Below are 23,335 nucleotides of genomic sequence, written 5' to 3' on the forward strand. Positions count from 1 at the left end.
GTACAAGCATATATTGGAACGAGCCGATTCAGAGGAGGTTCTAATATATGCGGGTATCAGGAGTCACAGTTCGTAAAAGGCTAGCCATTGTTTTGTTTGTCGGTTTTATTGTGTTTTTGATTATTGATACAAGGCTTGGATATGTACAGTTGCTGACTGGGGATACGCTAACTGAAAAAGCCAAAGACTTATGGAGTCGGAATATTCCTTTTGAACCTGAAAGAGGAAAGATACTAGATCGCAATGATGTGGCACTTGCTACAAATAAAAGTGCACCGACCGTTTTAATTATGCCAAGACAAGTTGAAAATCCAGCTGTTACGGCTGAAAAGTTAGCAAAAGTGCTGGGAGCATCAAAAGAAAAAGTATATGAGCAAATAACAAAAGCTTCTTCTAGCGTGTATTTGCGTCCTGAAGGAAGAAAAATTTCACATGCGAAAGCAAATGAAGTGCGAAATTTAAATTTAAAAGGCGTATATATAGCTGAGGATTCGAAGCGGTACTATCCGTTTGGAAGTTATTTGTCGCATGTATTAGGCTTTGCGGGAGTAGATAATCAAGGGTTAACAGGCCTTGAATTATATTATGATAAAGAGCTAAAAGGACAAAAAGGTTCAGTTAAATTGTATTCGGATGCTAAAGGTAAAAAGATGCCCAATATAGCCGATGACTACACAGCACCTGTGGACGGGCTGGATTTGAGATTGACCATCGATTCACGTGTGCAAACGATCATGGAGCGTGAGTTGGATAATGCTCAGACAGCTTATAATCCAGATGGTATGATTGCCATTGCCATGAATCCTAAAAACGGTGAAATTTTAGGTATGTCTAGTCGTCCGGGCTTTGATCCTACGGATTTTAAAAATGTGAAGCCTGAGGTGTATAATCGCAATCTTCCAATCTGGAGCGTATATGAGCCCGGATCGACGTTTAAGATTATTACACTGGCAGCTGCTCTTGAAGAAAAGAAAGTGGATTTACTAAAAGATCAATTTTACGACGATGGAGCCGCGGAAGTTGGCGGAGCGAGACTTCGCTGCTGGAAAAAAGGCGGACATGGACAGCAGTCTTTTTTAGAAGTTGTACAAAACTCATGTAACCCTGGTTTTGTGGAGCTTGGGGAACGTTTAGGAAAAGAAAAATTGTTCAAATACATTAAAGAATTTGGCTTTGGTCAAAAAACAGGTATTGATTTACAAGGGGAAGCAAAAGGGATTTTGTTCCCGCTTGAGCGCGTAGGGCCGGTTGAACAAGCTACAACAGCTTTTGGGCAAGGGGTTGCTGTTACGCCTATTCAACAAGTAGCTGCTGTTTCCGCAGCCGTAAACGGTGGAACGCTTTATGAACCTTATATTGCAAAAGAGTGGGTGGATCCAACTACCGGAAAAGTTGTAAGCAGTCATAAGCCGGTTGCTAAGCGAAAAGTTATTTCCGAGGAAACGTCTAAGCAAGTGCGTTTTGCTCTTGAAAGTGTAGTAGCACAAGGAAGCGGAAAAGGAGCTTTTGTGGAAGGGTACCGCGTTGGAGGAAAGACGGGTACGGCGCAGAAAGCTCAAAATGGAAAGTATTTAAAAAATAATCACATCGTTTCTTTTATCGGTGTTGCACCAGCAGATAACCCTGAAATTGTCGTGTATGTTGCGGTTGATAATCCAAAAGGCACCATTCAATTTGGTGGAGTTGTAGCAGCTCCGATTGTAGGTAAAATGATTGAAGACAGCTTGCGTGTGATGGACGTTAAACCACGTAAAGGACAAATTGAAAAAGAGTTAACGTGGCTGGACACACCAATGATAAAAGTACCAAATGTCGTAGGAATGTCAAAAAAAGAGTTACAAGAACAGCTACTTAATTTAAAATTAGATGTGAGTGGCGAAGGAGATAAAGTGGTCAAGCAGTCTCCTGCAGCCGGAACGAAAGTTAAAGAAGGCGAAACGGTTAGAATTTATATGGGAAAATAAAAATCTCTATAAACCATTATTCTTCCTTGCATGATAATCAGCAGGTTACTCTGCGTGTGAACATGAAATCAACAAATAAGCCTTGGGGGTGTTCCCTCCGGGCTTCTTTTTCTGTAAAATGTAATAGGTTAGGTGCTAGAAAAAGAAGAATAGTTGCCATAGCGTCTTATAACAAACGTTTCACTTTACAAATAGAGAGGACATGGTAGGAATGGATTTACGAGAACTACTAACACATTTACATGATTTTGTTCAGCTTCCTGAACAGAATATTGATATTACGTCAATTGAAATGGATTCAAGAGAAGTTAAGCCCGGAGCATTGTTCATTTGTATAGACGGCTATACAGTTGATGGTCATAACTTTGCACAGATGGCTGTGGAAAAAGGGGCAGTAGCAATCTTAGCAGAAAAGCCTGTGGATGTAGAAGTGCCTGTTGTACGCGTGAAGAGTACAAAACGAGCAATGGCAGTGCTAGCGGATGCTTTCTACAATCAGCCTACACAAAAAATGCATTTAATTGGTGTAACAGGCACAAATGGAAAAACAACGATTACACATTTAATTGAGCATATCTTTAAATCACAACATAAAAAGACGGGTCTAATTGGAACGATTGAAATTCGTATTGGTGATACGTCTTATGATGTGAAAAACACAACGCCTGAATCGCTGACGCTCCAAAAAACATTTCACCAAATGGTGGAGGAGAATGTAGAAGTAGCGATGATGGAAGTATCATCTCATGCACTTGACTTAGGACGCGTACACGGGTGCGACTTTGATGTTGCGGTATTTAGTAACTTAACGCAAGATCACCTGGATTATCATCATACAATGGAAGATTATCGTCGTGCGAAAGGGTTGCTATTTGCACAGTTAGGAAACGCTTATAACCATAATCGTCCTAAATTTGCTGTTCTTAATGCTGATGATGCGGCAACCGAGGAATATATTAAAAACACGGCCGCTACAGTGATTACCTATGGTATTGACCGTGAAAGTGATATTCGTGCAACCAATATTCAAATTACAAACAGCGGCACAACGTTCGACTTGACAACACCGACAGAAACGGTTCGTGTAGAGATGAAGCTTATTGGGAAATTCAGCGTCTACAACGTATTAGCGGCTACGGCTTCATGTTTAGTATCAGGTATCCCTCTGTCAGTTATTGTCGAGGAAATAAAAGTGTTAGAAGGCGTATCTGGGCGTTTTGAAGTGGTTGATGCGGAGCAAGATTTTACGGTTATCGTTGATTATGCCCACACGCCGGACAGCTTAGAGAACGTGTTAAAAACTGTAAAAGAATTCGCAAAACGCAATATATATGTTATTGTTGGTTGTGGCGGAGATCGAGATCGTACAAAACGACCAATCATGGCTCGAATTGCAGCTGAATACAGTACACAAGCTATTTTGACATCTGATAATCCACGAAGTGAAGATCCATTGGCTATTTTAAAAGATATGGAAGAAGGTTTGGATACAGATAACTATGTGACGATTGCTGATCGTGCAGAAGCTATTCGCTATGCAGTGGAAACAGCGCATGCAGATGATGTTATTGTCATTGCTGGAAAAGGGCACGAGACCTATCAAATTATTGGTAAAAAAGTATTCGATTTTGACGATCGAGAAGTAGCACGCAAAATGATTGAGGAGCGAAAGTAGTAATGAAATGGGTAGAGAACAAAATGAGTCGGAATGAGTTGGAAGTTAAGGAGGGAACATCGTGCTAGAACAATCAATTTTATTGACAATCGGCGTAGCCTTTTTGATTACGGTTGTATTGTCGCCGATTTTTATTCCCTTCTTAAGAAGATTAAAGTTTGGTCAAAGTATTCGTGATGAAGGCCCGAAATCTCACCAGAAAAAATCAGGTACACCTACAATGGGCGGTATCATGATTTTATTATCTATTATTGTGGCAACTCTTATTATGGTCAATCAGTATGCAGAACTTACATATAAGACGTTTCTATTATTATTTGTCACAATCGGATTTGGTTTATTAGGATTTTTAGATGATTTTATAAAAGTAGTGTTAAAGCGTAACCTTGGATTAACATCTAAACAAAAGTTTTTAGGTCAGGTTGTCATTTCAATTATTTTTTACTTTATTGCAAGACAGTTTGAGTTTTCAACTGAAGTGACGATTCCTGGAATTAAAGACCCAATCGATTTAGGTTGGTTTTATGTTGTTTTCCTCATCATCTGGCTTGTTGGTTTTTCAAACGCGGTTAACTTGACGGATGGATTAGACGGACTTGTATCTGGTACAAGTGCGATTGCTTTTGGTGCATTTGCAGTTCTTGCTTGGAATGCAGAGCAGTTTGAACTATCTATTTTCTCAGTTGCTGTAGTAGGAGCTGTGTTAGGATTTTTAGTTTTTAATGCCCATCCTGCAAAAGTATTTATGGGAGATACGGGTTCTTTAGCGCTAGGAGGAGCTATCGCTACGGTGGCTGTCTTAATGAAAATGGAATTCTTGCTTGTTATTATCGGTGGTGTGTTTGTTATTGAAACACTATCTGTTATTATTCAAGTCGCATCTTTCAAAACAACAGGAAAACGTGTGTTTAAAATGAGCCCGCTTCATCACCATTACGAGCTAAGCGGCTGGTCGGAATGGCGCGTAGTTATGACTTTTTGGGCTGTAGGACTATTATTTGCAATGCTTGGAATTTATATCGAGGTGTGGATTTAAATGAAATCAGTCAATACGTATCAAGGTAAACAAGTACTTATTTTAGGATTAGCCAAGAGCGGTTTAGCAGCCGCTCAGTTAGTTAAACAGCTTGGTGCTAAAGTAGTCGTTAATGATCAAAAACCGTACGAAGAGAACGTAGCAGCACAGGAATTAGAAAAAACGGGCATTGAAGTTGTCTGTGGACATCACCCGCTTGAGCTTTTAGACAAAGCGGATGTTATTGTAAAAAACCCTGGGATTCCGTATTCAAATGTTCTATTGCAAGAAGCATTAAAGCGAAATATTCCGATTTTAACAGAGGTAGAATTGGCTTATGAAATTAGCGAAGCGCCTTTTATCGGAATTACGGGAAGCAATGGGAAAACAACAACAACAACGCTAATTTATAAAATGTTAGAAGAAGATCAAAAGCAGCCGTTGATTGCTGGAAATATTGGAACAGTAGCTTGTGAAGTGGCGCAAAAAGCAACAAAGGACAATGTAATTGTAACGGAGCTTTCTTCTTTTCAGCTGATGGGAATTGAAACATTCCGTCCGAGAATCTCTTTATTATTGAATTTGTTTGATGCTCACTTAGACTATCATGGCACAAAAGAGGAATATATCAAAGCGAAAGCAAATCTCTTTAACAATCAAACAAGTGAAGACTTTGCCGTTATTAATGCGGATGATGAACTAGTGATGAAAGCTAGTGCAGATGTTAAAGCGACAAAAGTACCTTTTTCTGTTACAGCTCAAACGACAGAAGGAGCGTATATTAAAAACGAAACCATTTTCTTTAAAGATGAAGAAGTGATGTCTTTAAAAGATGTGGTGCTGCCAGGCAAACATAATCAAGAAAACATTTTAGCAGCTGTATCCGTTGTGAAGCTGTACGGCTGTTCAAATGAAGCTATCTACCGCGTGCTCACAACGTTTGCTGGTGTTAAACATCGCGTTCAATATGTCACGACAATCAACAAACGTAAGTTTTATAATGACTCTAAAGCTACGAATATGCTTGCTACAAAAGTAGCTCTTTCCGCTTTTTCGCAGCCGACCATTCTACTTGCAGGTGGACTCGATCGCGGCAATGAGTTTGATGATTTAAAAGAAGAGTTTAAAAATGTGAAAGCTGTGATTACGTTTGGTGAAACGGCTCCTAAAATTGAACGCGTAGCAAAAGAAGCGGGAATACAAATTGTAAAACGTGTCGATAATGTTAAACAAGCAGTTTCAGAAGCATATGCTTGTTCAGATGAAGAAGATGTTATTTTATTATCTCCTGCTTGTGCAAGCTGGGATCAATTTAAAACTTTTGAAGAACGTGGTGACATCTTTATTGAATCTGTGCATAAACTGAAATAAGGGCTTGTCTAAACACCTAGAAAATACACTAGCCCTAATCTATTTTTAGAGGTGTGTGACAGTGTCGACAAAAAGGTCTACCCCAGATTTTTTTCTTATAATCGTTACGCTTTCCTTGCTAACCATCGGCCTTATCATGGTATACAGCGCAAGTGCGGTATGGGCTACATACAAGTTTAATGATTCTTTTTTCTTTGCTAAACGCCAGCTCTTATTTGCAGGGCTTGGAGTATGCGCGATGTTTGTCATCATGAATATTGATTATTGGATGTGGCGTACGTGGGCGAAGCCAATTGTAATCATTTGCTTTGTTATGCTGGTACTTGTATTGATTCCGGGAGTAGGGCTAGTACGGAATGGGTCGCAAAGTTGGATAGGAGTTGGAGCGTTTTCGATTCAGCCTTCAGAATTTATGAAGTTTGCTATGATTATATTTTTAGCGAAATATTTATCAGAAAACCAGAAGAAAATTACATCTTTTAGAAAAGGCATGTTACCGGCGTTATTACTGGTTTTCTTACCGTTTGGCATTATTATGATGCAGCCGGATTTAGGAACGGGAACGGTGCTTGTTGGAACTTGTTTAGTCATGATTTTTGTTTCAGGAGCAAAAGTAAGTCACTTTGCAGGTCTTGGGTTGCTTGGCGTTGCCGGTTTTGTAGGGCTTGTTTTATCGGCTCCTTATCGGATTAAACGCATCACTTCATTTTTAAATCCTTGGGAAGATCCGCTTGGAAGCGGGTTTCAAATCATTCAATCTCTTTATGCAATTGGGCCAGGGGGATTGCTTGGATTAGGGTTAGGGCAAAGTAGACAAAAGTTCTTTTATTTGCCGGAGCCTCAAACTGATTTTATTTTTGCTATTCTGGCAGAAGAGCTCGGTTTCATCGGGGGAACGCTTGTTTTGCTTTTGTTTAGCTTATTGCTTTGGAGAGGAATTAAAGTAGCGCTCGGAGCTCCTGATCTTTACGGAACGTTTTTAGCCTTAGGAATTATTTCAATGGTTGCGATTCAAGTCATGATTAATATAGGAGTGGTAACAGGTCTTATGCCTGTTACGGGAATTACGCTTCCATTTTTAAGTTACGGCGGATCATCGCTGACGCTCATGCTGGCAGCAGTTGGAGTTTTGTTAAATGTTAGTAGATATTCTCGCTATTAATTGAAAAAAATTGTATAATGTCAAGTAGGCAATGGTCTACTGAAGTAAACCGTCATCTTAAATCCAAGTGCACGCCGGATTTTGTTGGCGGTTTATTTTCGATTTTTTACAGGTAGATGATATTTTTGTATGAAATGTTTTTAAAATGTAATGTTGTGATAACCAATTTTGAGTCCAACTATGGTATGATGTGTAAGGTTAAATGTTTTATCTTAGTGAGCAGGTGAACGTATGTTCACTTATGAGCGTAGCGTTTTTTTATGACTGTCAGCATGTGTTTAACTTCTAAATGAAAAACGATAAAAAAACAATCAAAATTACTTTATATAGCAGATGAACGTACATTCTATGGGTGAATGTCATACGATAAATAAAAATGATGAAATTGACAACAGAATAGAGTGCCTTGGTAGAAAAAAGGTATCTTACAAGGTGCTACTGCTTAGTTATGAATCTGTTCTTATTATTCTTATGCATTAGAAGTAAGGGCGCATTGACATGAAAGTTTTATAACAGCAAAGAGGGTTTTAGGAGGTTCTTATGGAAGCGTTAGTAAAAGAGTTAGTCGAAGCGAATATTGGAAAGGTTCGTGAAAATGAACCGCTAGCAAAACATACAACAATGAAAATTGGTGGTCCAGCAGATGTGCTTGTAGAACCTGATTCTGTTGATCACTTAAAAGTTACAATGGATATTATTAAAAAACACGGCGTGAAATGGAGAGCGATTGGTCGAGGATCTAATCTTCTTGTTTCTGATAAGGGAATTGAAGGTGTGGTCATTAAGCTCGGAGCCGGATTAGATGATTTAACAGTAGATGGAGAGACGGTTACTGTAGGTGGGGGATACCCTAGCATCAAGCTTGCAACAGTTATTACAAAACAAGGCCTGTCTGGGCTGGAGTTTTCAAGTGGAATTCCTGGATCTGTGGGAGGCGCTGTTTATATGAATGCAGGTGCCCATGGTTCTGATATGTCTCATGTAGTCGAAAAAGCGCTGATTTTATTTGAAGATGGCACTCTTGAGTGGCTGACAAATGAAGAGCTTCAATTTTCGTATCGTCATTCAATTCTACAAAAAGACCGTCCCGGAGTATGTGTAGAAGCCGTGCTGCGTTTGAAAAAGGGAACGAAAGATGATATTGTGGCGGTCATGCAGAAAAATAAAGACTATCGCCGTGAAACACAGCCTTGGAATTTCCCTTGTGCAGGCAGTATTTTTAGAAATCCGCTTCCAAATTATGCAGGAGACTTAATTGAAAAGTCCAACTTAAAAGGTTTTTCAGTAGGCGGAGCGCAAATTAGTGAACAGCATGCGAACTTCATTGTCAACACAGGAGATGCAACGGCTTCAGATGTGCTGAATTTAATTGCTCATGTTAAGAAAACAATTAAAGAGAAATTCGATATTGATATTCATACAGAAGTTGAGATTATTGGTCGCTAATTACCCAGCCCGTGGCTGTATGGTTATGCGTGAAAAGGTAGCTTTTATGTGTTTATTCTATGCTATAATGGGGATATTCTCATGAAGCAAAGATTGGAAATAAATAGATGGTAATTCCTCGTTTATTTTCTCAAATGGATAAGGGTGAAAAAAATGGAAAAAGGTAAGTTAATTGTTTTAGAAGATCGGGTACCGAAGCTGCAAGAACAGCGAAAGCAAAAAGCAAATAGACGGCTGATTTTGTATTTATCACTCTTTTTCATCCTTATTTTATTTATTGTATATTCTCAATCTTCTCTGAGTAATGTTTCTAACATTGAAGTACAAGGGAATAAACATGTAAGTGATAAGGATATTGTCAAAGCGAGTGGTCTGTCCAAAAAAACCAGCTACTGGAAAGCTGATGCTGATCAAATTCAAGAAAAAGTCGAAAAAAACCCTGAGGTAAAGGAAGCTGTCATTCACAAAACATTTCCTAATAAGGTCGTAATCGACGTAAAAGAGTACGCAAGAATTGCATATGTAACCTCGGGGAATAAATATTTCCCTGTGAATGAAAATGGAAAAGTTCTAAAAGAAGTAAGTGCTAAGAAAGTGTCATCCGACGCTCCACTGCTAATTGACTGGAAAGACGGAGACGCTATACAAAGCATGGTTCAAGAATTAGCTAAAACGCCTAAGAGCATAAAAGGGGCTATTTCTGAGATTTACTACGCGCCGACAAAATCAGAACCTCTTCACATCGAGGTGTTTATGAATGATACGCGTGAAGTAAGCGGGAAAATTAGCAACTTCTCTGATAAAATTGTTCATTACCCAGCTATTGCAAGTAAATTAAGTGATGATCAAAAAGGTATTATTGATTTAGAAGAAGGATATGCATTTAAACCTTATAAAAAGAGCAAGCAGTAATTATTTTTTATAAGTGTTAATTAAAGGAAATAGATGAGTTGAGACTGGCAAACTAGCCCTCGTACATTGTATAATCACATGCAAGTATTCTGCATACATATGATTTTCTTCTCCGTTGCTGTGAAATGGAAATGTAATATTTGTTCTAGGTAAGTTTCGCTTTTCTCAGTGTACATCTTAGTGTAGACTTGTAGTTAAATAGCTTTTTTCAGTGAATTTTAGGCTTAAATCTAAAAAAAAGTCAAAACCAGAACGTTTTGTTCTTTGAAAGAGATAAAGTCTGTGAAAAACTTGAAAAAAATTGATTTTACAAAAGGGAAACAGATGTATTTGTTGAATATTTTCATATAATAAAAAATTAATATTGTTGTTCTTCTTAATTTATTAAGATGACATGTGCAGAAAGAAAAAGGAGGTGCCAAAGAATGAACAGCAATGAAATATACGTTAGTTTAGACATCGGTACATCCAGTGTGAAAGTAATCATCGGAGAGATGAGTAACGATTCATTGAATATCATTGGTGTAGGGAATGTTAAATCACACGGACTAAAAAAAGGTTCTATCGTTGATATAGATGCAACAGTTCAATCTATTAGAAAAGCAGTAGAACAAGCTGAACGAATGGTAGGCATTACAATTAAAAAGGTTGTAGTGGGCATAAGCGGAAATCATGTATTTTTACAGGATTGTCACGGAGTAGTAGCCGTGTCAAGCGAGAATCGTGAAATTACAAACGAAGATATTCATCGAGTAATTGATGCTGCTCAAGTCATGTCTATCCCGCCAGATCGTGAAATCATTGATGTTATTCCAAAGCAATTTATTGTAGATGGCTTAGAAGGTATTAATGATCCTAGAGGTATGATTGGGGTACGTTTAGAAATGGAAGGCACAATCATAACGGGATCTAGAACGGTTTTACATAACTTATTACGCTGTGTAGAAAGAGCTGGTTTAGAAATCAGTGATATTTGTTTACAGCCTCTAGCCGCTGGTTCAATTGCATTATCTCGTGATGAAAAAAACTTAGGTGTCGCACTGGTAGATATCGGTGGAGGTTCAACAACGGTTGCGATCTTTGACCAAGGACATTTGAAAGTAACAAATGTACTAGCTGTTGGCGGAGAGCACATTACCAAGGATTTATCGATTGGCCTTCGCACATCGACTGAAGATGCGGAAAATATTAAGATAAAGCATGGACATGCTTTCTACGATCATGCTTCTGAAGAAGAAGTATTTAGTGTACCGATTATTGGAAGCGATCAGCATCAGCAGTTTAATCAGCTCGAAATCTCTGATATTATTGAAGCTAGACTAGAAGAGATTTTAGATATGATTACGCAAGAGGTAAATCGCCTAGGATACAAAGATATTCCAGGAGGATTTGTTTTAACAGGCGGAGTAGTAGCGATGCCTGGTATTCTTGAGCTAGCTCAAGTGATTTTAAAGAATAACGTGCGCATAGCAGTGCCTGATTATATTGGAGTACGTGAGCCGCATTATACAACAGGCGTAGGATTAATAAAATTTGCATACAAAAATGCTAAAATACAAGGCCGGGAAATTGGAGCGCCAGTTGTGGAAGAAGAGCCGATTGAGCAAGAAATGATCAAACCTAGCCCGAAACCACAGCAGCCGCAACAATCAGCCGAGCAGCCGAAAAAGAAAAATGACCAAAATTTAATGAAGAAGTTTTTTGGATACTTCTTTGATTAACGTTACGGATTGGTAATTTCGAAGAATTAGGAGGAACTATCATGTTGGAGTTTGATACAAGTGTAGACCAATTAGCGACGATTAAAGTAATCGGTGTCGGAGGCGGCGGTAACAACGCGGTTAACCGAATGATTGAACATGGCGTCCAAGGTGTAGAATTTATTGCAGTTAATACAGATGCACAAGCATTAAATTTATCAAAAGCTGAAACAAAAATGCAAATCGGCGCTAAATTAACAAGAGGATTAGGTGCAGGTGCTAATCCAGAGGTTGGTAAAAAAGCAGCCGAAGAAAGTAAGGAACAAATCCAAGAAGCCCTAAAAGGTGCAGATATGGTTTTCGTAACGGCTGGTATGGGTGGAGGAACTGGAACTGGTGCAGCTCCAGTCATTGCCCAAATTGCTCGTGAGCTAGGAGCACTAACGGTAGGTGTTGTTACTCGTCCGTTTACGTTCGAAGGTCGTAAGCGTTCTACTCAAGCGGCAGGCGGCATTGCGTCAATGAAAGAAGCAGTGGACACGCTGATTGTTATTCCAAATGATCGCTTATTGGAAATCGTTGATAAAAACACGCCAATGCTAGAAGCGTTCCGTGAAGCGGATAACGTATTGCGACAAGGTGTGCAAGGTATTTCAGATTTAATCGCAGTTCCTGGATTAATTAACTTAGACTTCGCTGACGTGAAAACAATTATGTCTAACAAAGGATCTGCACTTATGGGTATCGGTATTGCAACTGGTGAAAACCGCGCTGCTGAAGCGGCTAAAAAAGCTATTTCAAGTCCACTTCTTGAAACATCTATCGATGGAGCTCAAGGTGTATTAATGAACATCACAGGCGGTACAAACCTAAGTCTTTACGAAGTACAAGAAGCTGCAGATATCGTTGCTTCGGCTTCTGACCAAGAAGTGAACATGATCTTTGGATCTGTTATTAACGAAAACCTAAAAGACGAGATTGTTGTTACAGTTATTGCAACTGGCTTTAGTGACCAAGATTTATCACAGCCAAAACCAGGTCGTCCTTCGTTATCGGCGAATCGCATGCAGCAATCGACACAGCAGCCGGCTCCACAGCCGAAGCGTGAAGTAAAGCGTGAAGAACCTGTACAGCAAGAATATACGCGTCCATCTCAGCCACAGTCTGAAGATGCGCTAGATATTCCAACATTCTTACGAAACCGTAATCGTAGACGCTAAGAAAATAAAAAACCAAGACCTCTGTTTTATACAGAGGTCTTTTTTTATGCAATGAATCTAGAAAACTCAAAAAGAATATAAAAAACATTCGACATGGTCAATATGATGCCTTTAAAGGGTTTATGTTTTCTTTCTAAAAGTGGTGTGACAAATATCGAATGATTTCCTCAAAAATACTGCTTGTTTCTCGGCATGAACTGACAGACTTTCTAATAGGATGTACTATATACTAATTTTTAACAGAAAAATTCAGAAAGAATGGAGAGGTTATAAACATTGCCAATCTATTTAGATTTAATATGGATGCTGAATTTTGGGTTAGATACGATTTTACTAATGTTATGTGCAGTTGTACTTAAACGGAATTACAAGTGGTGGCGGCTTTTGCTTGGCGGCTTTATCGGTTCATTAATTGTCCTTCTTATGTTTACGCCTTTTTCTCATCTTATGGTTCACCCTGCCATTAAAATTTCATTCTCTTTTTTTATGGTATTGATGACGTTTGGTTATAAACGACTGCGCTTTTTCTTTGAGAATTTATTAACGTTTTATTTTGCAACCTTTGTTGTTGGTGGAGGATTAATGGGCGTTCACTTTTTATTTCAAGATCAGTTTCTTGTTCTTAATCAAATGGTTGATACAAAATCTCCACAGTTTGGTGATCCTATTAGCTGGATATTTGTTCTTATCGGTTTTCCGCTATTATCTTATTTTTCAAAAGCACGAGTTGATGATTTGCGAATGAAAAACATTACATTTGATCAGCTGGTAGATGTGGAAGTTATTTTAAACGAACAGACTCTGTCGATGAAAGGACTTATTGATAGTGGAAACCAGCTTGTAGATCCGCTGACGAAAACCCCGGTTATGATTGTTACAGCAGATTCTTTAAAAGAAATATTGCCTGAAGGCTTAATGGAATTAAGCAAAAATGTCCAATCCTTTTCACACAGCGAAGATATTGATCAAGAGTGGTATTCAAAAGTCCGCTTTGTCCCTTATCGAAGCGTGGGCCAAGCCAATCAGCTCCTTCTTGCTCTAAAGCCAGATATGGTAAGGCTGGTGCATCAGTCCAATACGATTGAAGTCACTAAAGTATTAGTAGGTATTAGTCATACAACGCTTTCAGTGGAGAAGCAATATGAATGTATTGTTCATCCGAAGCTCATTGTTATTGGAGAAGTAAGTTCCGCATCGTAAAAGGTGTGAACAAATAAAGGAGGATACAGAATGGCTACATATCGAATTCGATTTCAATTATGGTGGTACAAATTATTAATTAAACTTAAGCTAAAAACAGATGAAGTGTACTATATAGGAGGAAGTGAAGCTCTTCCACCGCCTTTAACAAAAGATGAAGAAGAAGTACTCCTGAAAAAACTTCCATCAGGAGATGAAGCAGCACGTTCACTGTTGATTGAGCGTAATTTGCGACTGGTTGTTTATATTGCCCGCAAGTTTGAAAATACGGGAATCAATATTGAGGATTTAATTAGCATCGGCACCATCGGTTTAATTAAAGCAGTAAACACATTTAATCCTGAAAAGAAAATTAAGCTAGCGACGTACGCCTCTCGCTGTATTGAAAATGAAATTTTAATGTATTTGCGCCGCAACAATAAAATTCGATCTGAAGTTTCATTTGATGAGCCGTTAAATATTGATTGGGATGGAAACGAACTGCTATTATCTGACGTGATGGGAACCGAAGAAGATATCATCACAAAAGACCTAGAAGCGAACGTGGATAGAAAACTTTTGTTGAAAGCACTGCACCAATTAAATGATCGTGAAAAGCAAATTATGGAGCTGCGCTTTGGGCTAGCCGGCGGAGAAGAAAAAACGCAAAAAGATGTAGCTGATATGCTAGGCATTTCTCAGTCTTATATTTCAAGGCTTGAAAAACGAATTATTAAACGGCTGCGAAAAGAATTTAATAAAATGGTTTAAGTAAAAAAGCTGATTGTATAAGGGCTGAGAAGCATCTTATACAATCAGCTTTTTTAGCGTGGAATTGTCAGAATTGTAAAAGTGCATATTTTTTCCTTCGGAGGAGATACTGAATTCAGAACATCATCTCCTGTTAGGAGGGAAAGAGTTGACAAGAAATAAAGTAGAAATTTGTGGAGTAGATACTTCGAAACTTCCCGTATTAAAAAATGAAGAAATGCGAAAGTTGTTTAAACAAATGCAGGCTGGAGATGGAACAGCAAGAGAAAAGCTAGTAAGCGGAAATTTACGTCTCGTACTCAGCGTGATTCAACGTTTTAACAATCGTGGAGAATTTGTTGATGACTTATTTCAGGTTGGATGTATTGGATTAATGAAATCCATTGACAATTTTGATTTAAGTCAAAACGTGAAGTTTTCTACATATGCTGTCCCAATGATTATAGGGGAAATTCGCCGCTATTTACGTGACAATAATCCAATCCGTGTTTCTCGTTCCCTTCGTGATATTGCTTATAAAGCTCTTCAAGTTCGTGAAAGGCTTATGAGTGAAACATCCAAGGAACCTACAGCTGAGGAAATTTCAAAAGTCCTAGAAGTGCCGCATGAAGAAATTGTGTTTGCTTTAGATGCTATCCAAGATCCGGTTTCTCTATTTGAACCTATTTACAATGATGGTGGAGACCCAATCTATGTCATGGATCAGCTAAGCGATGAACGCAACCGTGATTCAACTTGGATTGAAGAAATTGCTTTGCAAGAAGGTATGAGAAGATTGAACGAGCGAGAAAAACTAATTTTACGAAAGCGCTTCTTTCAAGGTAAAACACAGATGGAAGTTGCTGAAGAAATTGGTATTTCTCAAGCGCAGGTTTCTCGTTTAGAAAAAGCTGCTATTAAACAGATGAATAAAAATATTCAAAGTTAACAAAAGCTATCTAAACTGGCAGCTGCTCGCGTTCATACAATTAATACCATTCACTTTATTTGATGTTCAACTTAATAAGCATCGTGTCTATAAAAACAGACACGGTGCTTATTTTGTATATATCAATGTATAATACATGACCAAAAGATATTCATATCCGGTTTCCTATTGCTGTGAGGACTTCTAGCTACTCGTTGAGAATGTCTCTTGATGAAAAGCTGTGTAATTAGTGGACAAAATGCCTATAGAACGAGAATGGCAGAGAAAAAATAAGCTTTTCCTTCATGAAATCAAAATTTGAAAATATATATAGGCTAAGGAATAAAGTTGGCTATAGGAGGAGAGAGCATGTTAAAGATTTCAGAATTCCAGCTGAAAGATGTAGTGAATGTAGCTGATGGCAAAAAACTTGGAAATGTAGGGGATATTGATATTGACTTAACAACGGGAAAAATACAGGCCGTCATTATCGGAGGCTCTCGTGTATTGGGCTTCTTTGGAAAAGATGATGAAATTGTGATTCCGTGGAAAAATATTGTGAAAATTGGTTCTGATGTCATTTTAGTACGTTATAAAGACGCATTTCAGCCTGAAGAGAATTAGTTTTTTGTCAACAGCACCTAGCAATCTGTGGTACAATATGTGAGAAGAAATGAAACAAGGGATGTGTCACATACATGAATCCTGAGCCATTAAAAAAAAGCCATCACGAGTCGTTTATGTGGCTGAGCCCTTGGGTAGAAAAGAATGATATGCTTGTTGCTGGTTTCACCACAAAAAATGGTGGCGTGAGTAAACCTCCATTTGCTTCTTTTAACCTAGGGCTTCACGTAAACGATAACGTAGAAGATGTTATTACAAATAGAAAAATTTTAGCAGCCGAACTAGACATGTCTTTTGAAAGCTTTGTATGTGCTGAACAAGTACATGAAGCAACTGTTCAAAAAGTAACAAAAGCCGACTGTGCAAAAGGACTCTACAAGTATGAAGAGGGCATAAAAGCAACGGATGGCATTTATACAAATGAATCTGATATTTTGTTAGCTTTATGTTATGCAGATTGTGTTCCGCTGTACTTCTATGCGCCTGATCACCATTTAGTTGGTCTAGCTCATGCCGGGTGGAAGGGAACAGTGAAAGATATTGCAGGAAATATGATTCGACGTTGGGTAGAGCAAGAAAATGTTCCGGTTGAAGATATTTACGTGGCGATTGGCCCTTCGATTGAAGATTGCTGTTATGTTGTCGATAACCGCGTCATTACACAAGTAAACGAAGTAGTTGGCCAAAATGGATATCAAGAAGTAAGCCCTGGACAATACGCGCTTAATTTAAAAAAAGTCAATAAGCTGCTGATTCAAAACGCAGGCGTATTGCCGGAACGAATTTTAACATCGTCGTATTGTACAAGCTGTGAAGATGACCTGTTCTTCTCACATCGCCGCGACCAAGGGAAAACAGGACGCATGTTTAACTTCATAGGCTTTAAGGAGGAGTAATTACATAGTGACAGCTAGCGTAAGTGAAAATCTAGAAGCAGTTCAACAAACAATTGCTGAAGCGTGTAAAAAAGTTAATCGAAATCGAGAAGATGTAGAGCTGATTGCTGTAACAAAATACGTTTCCACAAAACGAGCAGCAGAAGCAGTGGATGCAGGCATTTTACATCTTGGAGAAAACAGGGATGAAGGTCTTCTAGAAAAGTATGAATCAATCGGTGAGAAAGCGACCTGGCATTTTATCGGAAGCTTACAAACAAGAAAAGTAAAAAATGTGATTGATAAAGTTGACTATATTCATTCACTAGACCGAGTATCTTTAGCAAAAGAAATTGATAAACGCGCAGGGCATCGTATAAAATGTTTTGTACAAGTTAATGTTGCCGAAGAACAATCCAAGCATGGCCTTGCTGTAGAAGACGTAATTCCATTTATTAAATCCCTTGAAGAATTTACAAATATTCAAGTGGTCGGATTGATGACCATGGCTCCTCACACAGATGACGAGTCTACGCTTCGCAGCTGTTTTCAAGGTCTAAAAAAATTGCAGAGTCGCATACAAGAACTAAACTTGCCATATGCACCGTGTACAGAGCTATCAATGGGAATGTCAAACGATTATGCAATTGCAATTGAAGAAGGAGCAACATTCATTCGACTAGGAACCACGTTAGTTGGGAATGAACGTTAAGGAGGTGTAATTCAAGATGAGTATGAAAAATCGCTTTAGAAGTTTTTTTGCTCTTGATGACGATACTGAATATGTAGAAGAACATTACGAACAAGAAGAGTCGGTAGAAGAGCCCGTACAGCAGTCGAGACCAGCAGCGAAAGCTAGTCAGCAGCCGAATCAGCAGCAAAATGTGATTAGCTTGCAAAGCGTTCAAAAATCATCAAAAATGATGCTTTGCGAACCTCGCGTCTATGCCGAAGCACAAGAAATTACGGATCATTTAAAAAATCGTAAAGTCGTAGTTGTGAATTTACAGCGCATTCAACGAGATCAAGCAGTGAGAATTGTCGACTTTTTAAGTGGTACAGTTTATGCTTTAGGCGGGGACATTCAAAAAATTGGAACCGACATCTTTTTATGTACACCTGATAATGTAGACGTAAGCGGAAGCATTTCAGATATGATGGGGGAACACGATACAACAAACGTAAAGAGGTGGTAGTTTTTGGACATCGTTTTTGGGATTCTTGGAAAATTAATTGGGCTTTACTCATGGGCACTGATTATTTACATTTTGATGTCTTGGGTACCCGATGTAAGGGCGTCTAAGTTTGGTCAGCTGCTTGGCAGTATTTGTGAGCCTTACTTAGAGCCTTTTCGTAAAATCATTCCGCCTATTGGCATGATTGATATTTCACCTCTTGTTGCAATCTTTTTATTGCGATTTGCTGAAAGAGGCGTGTATTCACTTAATAATGTGGTAGGTTTTATTTAAAAAAGGAATCGCTGGATTCCTTTTTTACATACCAATAGTAGGAGTAATAATATGTCTATTTATGAACATTTTAGGCAAGAAGAACATGGATTTATTGACCAGGTTCTTCAGTGGAAAGAAGATGTCCTACATCAATACAGCCCAAAATTAACGGACTTTTTAGATCCAAGAGAGCAGCAGATTGTGACAGCTATTGTCGGGACTGAAGGAGAGGTTCAAGTTTCATTTGATGGTGGACAACCGTTTGCTGAACGCAAGCGCGCGCTGCTATATCCGGATTACTATGTACCTCAAAGCGAAGATTTTCAGTTGCATATGTACGAGCTCAATTATCCTAAAAAGTTTGTGACAATTGAACATCCTCAAGTTCTTGGTTCGGCGATGTCCTTAGGACTGCGCCGTTCAAAATTTGGAGATATTTTGGTCGCGGGAGACGATATTCAGCTTGTAGCTGCAGAGGAAATTTCTTCTTATATCGAGATGAATTTAACATCAATTGGAAAAGCCAAAGTTTCACTTTCTTCTATTCAAAGAGAGCAGCTGCATGTGGTAAAAGAAGAGCTGATTGAACACGTTTATACAGTTTCTTCAATGAGGCTTGATGTTTTGCTGTCGACCATTCACAATTTATCAAGACAAAAAGTCCAGCCGTTTATTGCAAATGGAGCGGTAAAAGTAAATTTTAAAGTCATTGAACAGTCTTCTTTTGAATGTCATGAAGGTGATATTTTGTCGCTTCGTGGTCACGGCAGAAGTCGTATCGTTTCACTTGAAGGAAAAACTAAAAAAGAAAAATGGCGAATTGTTGTAGGAAAGCAGAAATAAAGAAATCTACTAGCAGGAAATTTTAAAAATATGTCGAATAAACCATTACTAATGATGTAATGAGACAACACGGAGGTGGCCTAGATGCCTTTAACCCCTTTGGATATTCATAACAAAGAGTTTAATCGCGGGTTTCGCGGATATGATGAAGATGAAGTAAATGAGTTTCTTGACCAAGTAATTAAAGACTATGAGCTAGTCATGCGTGATAAAAAGGAGTTAGAAGGAAGAGTATCTGAATTAACAGATCGTCTTGGACATTTTACTAACATCGAAGAAACATTAAATAAATCAATTTTAATTGCTCAAGAAGCAGCGGAAGATGTGAAGCGAAACGCTGAAAAAGAAGCGAAGCTCATTATAAAAGAAGCAGAAAAAAATGCGGACCGTATTATTAATGAAGCATTGTCTAAGTCTCGTAAAATTGCGATGGACATTGAGGAGACGAAAAAGCAGTCTAAAGTATTTAGAACTCGTTTCAAAATGTTAATCGAAGCACAGCTTGAAATGTTAAACAGCGACGACTGGGATCAGTTGATGGATTATGAGATGCCAGCGCTAGAAGAAAAAATTGACTAGTCAAGACATCATCTTGACTTCTCACGTTTTGTTGTCATATAATTTGGTAACAGATGAAATTTCATATCAAACAGTACGGAGACAGGGACAGTAGCTTTTTTAGTTTGTCAAAGCGAATCGAGGATGGTGTGAGCTCGATAACAAACAAAAAAGTGAAAATCACCCTAGAGTACCATTGCTGAACTGATGATAGTAAGCAGTGGCGGTTTATTCACGTTACGAATGCAAAGAGGATTTGCGTGCAGCAAATCTACTAGGGTGGTACCGCGGGAGGCCTTCTCGTCCCTTTTTGGGATGAGGAGGTCTTTTTGTTATGGTACAAAAAGATATGAAATTTACGTTTTTTTTGGAGGGTAAAACATGGAATATAAAGATACATTATTGATGCCAAAAACTGAATTTCCAATGCGTGGAAATTTACCAAACCGCGAGCCTAAAATGCAAGAACAGTGGGCTGAAATGAATATTTATGAAAAAGTACAAAAACGTACGGAAGGCCGTCCGCTATTTGTCCTGCATGATGGACCTCCATATGCGAATGGCGATATTCACATGGGACATGCATTAAATAAAATTTTAAAAGATTTTATCGTTCGCTATAAGTCGATGTCAGGCTTCTGCGCACCTTATGTACCAGGCTGGGATACACACGGTTTGCCAATTGAAACAGCTTTAACAAAAAATAAAAAAGTAAACCGCAAAGAAATGACGGTAGCTGAGTTCCGTAAGCTTTGCGAACAGTATGCTTGGGAACAAGTAAACGGCCAGCGTCAGCAGTTCAAGCGTTTAGGTGTACGCGGAGATTGGGATAATCCATATGTAACGCTTCAGCCCCAGTACGAAGCGCAGCAAATTAAAGTGTTTGGTGACATGGCGAAAAAAGGCTACATCTACAAAGGGTTAAAACCAGTGTACTGGTCCCCTTCAAGTGAATCTGCTTTAGCAGAAGCGGAAATTGAGTACTATGACAAACGTTCAGCTTCTATTTACGTAGCATTTAACGTAAAAGATGGTAAAGGTGTGCTTGAACAAGATGAAAAATTCATCATTTGGACGACAACACCATGGACAATGCCAGCTAACCAAGGGATTGCCGTCAATCCTGAGCTTCAGTACAGCGTAGTTGAAGCAGATGGAGCAAAATATGTAGTGGCAACTGAACTGATTGAAACAGTTGCTAAAGAAATTGAATGGGCTGACTATAAGACGCTTCGTAAGGTAAAAGGTTCAGAACTTGAGCGTGTAGTAGCTGAGCATCCAATCTACAAGCGTGATTCATTAGTTGTTCTTGGCGATCACGTAACAACGGATGCTGGTACTGGGTGTGTTCATACAGCACCGGGACACGGGGAAGACGACTTTATCGTTGGTCAAAAATACGGTTTGGAAGTTCTTTGTCCAGTCGACAGTAAGGGTCATATGACGAATGAAGCACCAGGATTTGAAGGGTTATTCTATGATAAAGCGAATAAGCCGATCACAGACAAACTAGAAGAAGAAGGCGCGCTGTTAAAATTAAGTTTCATTACCCACTCATACCCACATGACTGGCGTACAAAGAAACCAACAATTTTCCGTGCAACGGCACAGTGGTTTGCGTCTATTAAAGATTTCCGTGAAGATTTATTAAAAGCAGTAGAAAAAACAAAATGGGTGCCTACTTGGGGTGAAACGCGACTTTATAACATGGTGCGTGACCGCGGAGACTGGTGTATTTCTCGTCAACGTGCATGGGGCGTTCCAATTCCGGTATTTTATGCTGAAAATGATGAGCCAATCATTACGGATGAAACAATTGAACACGTATCAAATCTATTTAGAGAACATGGATCAAACGTATGGTTTGAGCGTGAAGCAAAAGACTTGCTTCCGGAAGGCTTTACTCATGAAGGAAGCCCAAATGGCCGCTTCACAAAAGAAACAGACATCATGGACGTATGGTTTGACTCTGGTTCTTCACATCAAGCTGTTCTTGAAGAACGTGAAGACTTACAGCGTCCGGCTGATTTGTATTTAGAAGGTTCTGACCAATACCGCGGCTGGTTTAATTCAAGTCTTTCTACAAGCGTAGCTGTAACGGGTGAAGCACCTTATAAAGGGGTACTTAGCCACGGATTTGCTTTAGACGGTGAAGGTCGCAAAATGAGTAAGTCATTAGGAAACGTTGTAATTCCAGAAAAAGTAATGAAACAACTAGGTGCAGATATTTTACGTTTATGGGTAGCTTCTGTAGATTACCAAGCTGATGTTCGTGTATCTGATAACATTTTAAAACAAGTAGCAGAAGTATATCGTAAAATCCGCAACACGTTCCGTTTCTTACTAGGAAACTTAGCGGACTTTAATCCAACAACTGATGCTGTAGCTGTTGAAGACCTTCGTGAAGTAGACCGCTACATGCTTGTGAAGCTGAACAAATTAATTGATAAAGTGAAAAAATCTTATGATTCATATGAATTCTCAAGCATTTATCACGCAGTGCATAATTTCTGTACAATTGATATGAGTTCATTCTACTTAGACTTTGCAAAAGATGTATTGTACATCGAAGCAGAAAATAATGTAGAGCGCCGCAGCATTCAAACGGTCCTTTATGAAACGTTATTATCGTTAACGAAATTAGTGTCTCCAATTCTTTCTCATACAGCAGACGAAGTATGGGTTCACATTCCAAATGTAACGGAAGAAAGCGTGCAGCTAGTTGATATGCCAGAGGTTCAAGAAATCGAAGGAGCAGATCAATTAGTAGAGAAATGGGATGCATTCATGGAGCTTCGTGATGAAGTATTAAAAGCGCTAGAACAGGCTCGTAATGAAAAAGTAATCGGTAAGTCTTTAGAAGCAAAATTAACGCTGTATCCAACAGCAGATACGAAAGAACTGTTAGCATCTATTTCTGAAAATGTAGGTCAACTCTTCATCGTTTCAGATCTTGAGGTAGCAGAAGGTGAAGCACCTGCTGAAGCACAAAAATTCAGCTATGCTTCAATTGTTGTAAGTAAAGCAGAAGGTGAGAAGTGTGAGCGCTGCTGGGTTGTATCACCAACAGTTGGCCAAGATCAAGATCACCCGACTTTATGTACACGCTGTGCGGATGTTGTAAAAAATCACTACGTTCAGCAGTAATTAACAAAAACACGTCCTTTTTGGGCGTGTTTTTTGCTGTACGAAATTCCCAAATACAATGGTATAAAGCATTTAAAGCCTTAGGAAAAACTTGTGTTGTAGATTCGATGGAAAACTCGGTAAACCTAACATCATTAATACTTCATCTTATCAGTACAGGAGGCGTTTGAATGTATGAAAATTATCTTTCCATTGGACAGGAATTAGCTCTTATTAAAGAAGAATTACAAGATCGCCTATTGAGATATGCTACAGAACAATCTGGTTATATAGATGAAAAGGAACGTTACGTAATAGAAATGATTAAAGCCGATTTAAAAGATGTAGAACACGCGTTAGCAAAGCTTGACGTTGGTGCGTTTGGAATTGATGAACTAACTGGCGAAGTGATGTCTATTCATAAATTAAAAGTAATGCCGACGGCCCGCACAAATGAAGATTTATTTGTTTTATGGTGAGAAGCGAGAAAAAAAATGAATTATGTGCTAAAATGCTTTAGTATGGATTCGTTTGAT

General features: G+C 38.7%; 21 protein-coding genes and 1 other annotated feature. All 21 genes read left to right on the forward strand.

Annotated elements, in window-relative coordinates; all coding sequences use genetic code 11:
• The first annotated feature begins 47 nt into the window (after positions 1-47).
• Positions 48-1,964 (forward strand): stage V sporulation protein D, encoded by a 1,917-nt coding sequence (locus AC1DEF_RS03115; protein WP_097824532.1) that lies wholly within the window; start codon positions 48-50, stop codon positions 1,962-1,964.
• A 211-nt stretch (positions 1,965-2,175) separates the two neighbouring features.
• The gene (locus AC1DEF_RS03120; protein WP_043976716.1) at positions 2,176-3,639 is read left to right on the forward strand and encodes a UDP-N-acetylmuramoyl-L-alanyl-D-glutamate--2,6-diaminopimelate ligase; all 1,464 of its coding nucleotides are present in this window, start codon (positions 2,176-2,178) and stop codon (positions 3,637-3,639) included.
• 61 nt (positions 3,640-3,700) lie between these two features.
• The gene (gene mraY, locus AC1DEF_RS03125) at positions 3,701-4,675 is read left to right on the forward strand and encodes a phospho-N-acetylmuramoyl-pentapeptide-transferase (RefSeq protein ID WP_013058961.1); all 975 of its coding nucleotides are present in this window, start codon (positions 3,701-3,703) and stop codon (positions 4,673-4,675) included.
• Complete coding sequence (gene murD / locus AC1DEF_RS03130) at positions 4,676-6,025, forward strand: UDP-N-acetylmuramoyl-L-alanine--D-glutamate ligase (protein ID WP_097824530.1); 1,350 nt, start codon at positions 4,676-4,678, stop codon at positions 6,023-6,025.
• 61 nt (positions 6,026-6,086) lie between these two features.
• The gene (spoVE, locus tag AC1DEF_RS03135) at positions 6,087-7,187 is read left to right on the forward strand and encodes a stage V sporulation protein E (RefSeq protein ID WP_013058959.1); all 1,101 of its coding nucleotides are present in this window, start codon (positions 6,087-6,089) and stop codon (positions 7,185-7,187) included.
• Between the two features lie 540 nt (positions 7,188-7,727).
• Positions 7,728-8,633: a UDP-N-acetylmuramate dehydrogenase gene (gene murB, locus AC1DEF_RS03140; protein WP_013058958.1), complete on the forward strand. Its 906-nt coding sequence runs from the start codon at positions 7,728-7,730 to the stop codon at positions 8,631-8,633.
• Positions 8,634-8,786: 153 nt separating this feature from the next.
• The gene (locus tag AC1DEF_RS03145; protein ID WP_016765445.1) at positions 8,787-9,545 is read left to right on the forward strand and encodes a cell division protein FtsQ/DivIB; all 759 of its coding nucleotides are present in this window, start codon (positions 8,787-8,789) and stop codon (positions 9,543-9,545) included.
• A 425-nt stretch (positions 9,546-9,970) separates the two neighbouring features.
• Positions 9,971-11,266 (forward strand): cell division protein FtsA, encoded by a 1,296-nt coding sequence (ftsA, locus tag AC1DEF_RS03150; RefSeq protein ID WP_013058956.1) that lies wholly within the window; start codon positions 9,971-9,973, stop codon positions 11,264-11,266.
• A 41-nt stretch (positions 11,267-11,307) separates the two neighbouring features.
• The gene (gene ftsZ / locus AC1DEF_RS03155) at positions 11,308-12,465 is read left to right on the forward strand and encodes a cell division protein FtsZ (protein ID WP_013058955.1); all 1,158 of its coding nucleotides are present in this window, start codon (positions 11,308-11,310) and stop codon (positions 12,463-12,465) included.
• A 276-nt stretch (positions 12,466-12,741) separates the two neighbouring features.
• Complete coding sequence (gene spoIIGA, locus AC1DEF_RS03160; RefSeq protein ID WP_097824529.1) at positions 12,742-13,665, forward strand: sigma-E processing peptidase SpoIIGA; 924 nt, start codon at positions 12,742-12,744, stop codon at positions 13,663-13,665.
• Positions 13,666-13,695: 30 nt separating this feature from the next.
• The gene (gene sigE / locus AC1DEF_RS03165; RefSeq protein WP_013058953.1) at positions 13,696-14,415 is read left to right on the forward strand and encodes an RNA polymerase sporulation sigma factor SigE; all 720 of its coding nucleotides are present in this window, start codon (positions 13,696-13,698) and stop codon (positions 14,413-14,415) included.
• Positions 14,416-14,563: 148 nt separating this feature from the next.
• Entirely contained in the window at positions 14,564-15,343 is a 780-nt protein-coding gene (gene sigG / locus AC1DEF_RS03170; RefSeq protein WP_013058952.1) for an RNA polymerase sporulation sigma factor SigG, read from the forward strand.
• 348 nt (positions 15,344-15,691) lie between these two features.
• The gene (locus tag AC1DEF_RS03175) at positions 15,692-15,946 is read left to right on the forward strand and encodes a YlmC/YmxH family sporulation protein (RefSeq protein ID WP_013058951.1); all 255 of its coding nucleotides are present in this window, start codon (positions 15,692-15,694) and stop codon (positions 15,944-15,946) included.
• A gap of 74 nt (positions 15,947-16,020) precedes the next feature.
• The gene (gene pgeF / locus AC1DEF_RS03180; protein ID WP_097824528.1) at positions 16,021-16,842 is read left to right on the forward strand and encodes a peptidoglycan editing factor PgeF; all 822 of its coding nucleotides are present in this window, start codon (positions 16,021-16,023) and stop codon (positions 16,840-16,842) included.
• A 7-nt stretch (positions 16,843-16,849) separates the two neighbouring features.
• Positions 16,850-17,533 (forward strand): YggS family pyridoxal phosphate-dependent enzyme, encoded by a 684-nt coding sequence (locus AC1DEF_RS03185; RefSeq protein WP_097824527.1) that lies wholly within the window; start codon positions 16,850-16,852, stop codon positions 17,531-17,533.
• Positions 17,534-17,549: 16 nt separating this feature from the next.
• Positions 17,550-18,017 carry a cell division protein SepF gene (locus AC1DEF_RS03190; RefSeq protein ID WP_028410770.1) on the forward strand — a complete coding sequence of 156 codons (468 nt, stop codon included), beginning with the start codon at positions 17,550-17,552 and terminating at the stop codon, positions 18,015-18,017.
• A gap of 3 nt (positions 18,018-18,020) precedes the next feature.
• Positions 18,021-18,290 carry a YggT family protein gene (locus AC1DEF_RS03195; protein WP_013058947.1) on the forward strand — a complete coding sequence of 90 codons (270 nt, stop codon included), beginning with the start codon at positions 18,021-18,023 and terminating at the stop codon, positions 18,288-18,290.
• 51 nt (positions 18,291-18,341) lie between these two features.
• Positions 18,342-19,115: a YlmH family RNA-binding protein gene (locus AC1DEF_RS03200; protein ID WP_097824526.1), complete on the forward strand. Its 774-nt coding sequence runs from the start codon at positions 18,342-18,344 to the stop codon at positions 19,113-19,115.
• Between the two features lie 84 nt (positions 19,116-19,199).
• Positions 19,200-19,694 carry a DivIVA domain-containing protein gene (locus AC1DEF_RS03205; RefSeq protein WP_013058945.1) on the forward strand — a complete coding sequence of 165 codons (495 nt, stop codon included), beginning with the start codon at positions 19,200-19,202 and terminating at the stop codon, positions 19,692-19,694.
• Positions 19,695-19,763: 69 nt separating this feature from the next.
• Positions 19,764-19,984: a binding site (T-box leader), on the forward strand.
• A 70-nt stretch (positions 19,985-20,054) separates the two neighbouring features.
• Complete coding sequence (gene ileS / locus AC1DEF_RS03210; RefSeq protein ID WP_097824525.1) at positions 20,055-22,820, forward strand: isoleucine--tRNA ligase; 2,766 nt, start codon at positions 20,055-20,057, stop codon at positions 22,818-22,820.
• A 170-nt stretch (positions 22,821-22,990) separates the two neighbouring features.
• A complete protein-coding gene (locus AC1DEF_RS03215; protein WP_013084845.1) occupies positions 22,991-23,278 on the forward strand; it encodes a conjugal transfer protein TraR in 288 nt (95 codons plus the stop codon).
• Positions 23,279-23,335: the final 57 nt, after the last annotated feature.

This window comes from Priestia sp. 10L35 (genome assembly GCF_056395685.1).

What these genes read in the sequence shown, in the direction of transcription:
- AC1DEF_RS03115 (WP_097824532.1), top strand. Translation starts at nt 48, where the DNA reads ATGCGGGTATCAGGAGTCACAGTTCGTAAAAGGCTAGCCATTGTTTTG.
- AC1DEF_RS03120 (WP_043976716.1), top strand. Translation starts at nt 2,176, where the DNA reads ATGGATTTACGAGAACTACTAACACATTTACATGATTTTGTTCAGCTT.
- murD (WP_097824530.1), top strand. Translation starts at nt 4,676, where the DNA reads ATGAAATCAGTCAATACGTATCAAGGTAAACAAGTACTTATTTTAGGA.
- murB (WP_013058958.1), top strand. Translation starts at nt 7,728, where the DNA reads ATGGAAGCGTTAGTAAAAGAGTTAGTCGAAGCGAATATTGGAAAGGTT.
- AC1DEF_RS03145 (WP_016765445.1), top strand. Translation starts at nt 8,787, where the DNA reads ATGGAAAAAGGTAAGTTAATTGTTTTAGAAGATCGGGTACCGAAGCTG.
- ftsA (WP_013058956.1), top strand. Translation starts at nt 9,971, where the DNA reads ATGAACAGCAATGAAATATACGTTAGTTTAGACATCGGTACATCCAGT.
- ftsZ (WP_013058955.1), top strand. Translation starts at nt 11,308, where the DNA reads ATGTTGGAGTTTGATACAAGTGTAGACCAATTAGCGACGATTAAAGTA.
- sigE (WP_013058953.1), top strand. Translation starts at nt 13,696, where the DNA reads ATGGCTACATATCGAATTCGATTTCAATTATGGTGGTACAAATTATTA.
- AC1DEF_RS03175 (WP_013058951.1), top strand. Translation starts at nt 15,692, where the DNA reads ATGTTAAAGATTTCAGAATTCCAGCTGAAAGATGTAGTGAATGTAGCT.
- pgeF (WP_097824528.1), top strand. Translation starts at nt 16,021, where the DNA reads ATGAATCCTGAGCCATTAAAAAAAAGCCATCACGAGTCGTTTATGTGG.
- AC1DEF_RS03190 (WP_028410770.1), top strand. Translation starts at nt 17,550, where the DNA reads ATGAGTATGAAAAATCGCTTTAGAAGTTTTTTTGCTCTTGATGACGAT.
- AC1DEF_RS03200 (WP_097824526.1), top strand. Translation starts at nt 18,342, where the DNA reads ATGTCTATTTATGAACATTTTAGGCAAGAAGAACATGGATTTATTGAC.
- AC1DEF_RS03205 (WP_013058945.1), top strand. Translation starts at nt 19,200, where the DNA reads ATGCCTTTAACCCCTTTGGATATTCATAACAAAGAGTTTAATCGCGGG.
- ileS (WP_097824525.1), top strand. Translation starts at nt 20,055, where the DNA reads ATGGAATATAAAGATACATTATTGATGCCAAAAACTGAATTTCCAATG.
- AC1DEF_RS03215 (WP_013084845.1), top strand. Translation starts at nt 22,991, where the DNA reads ATGTATGAAAATTATCTTTCCATTGGACAGGAATTAGCTCTTATTAAA.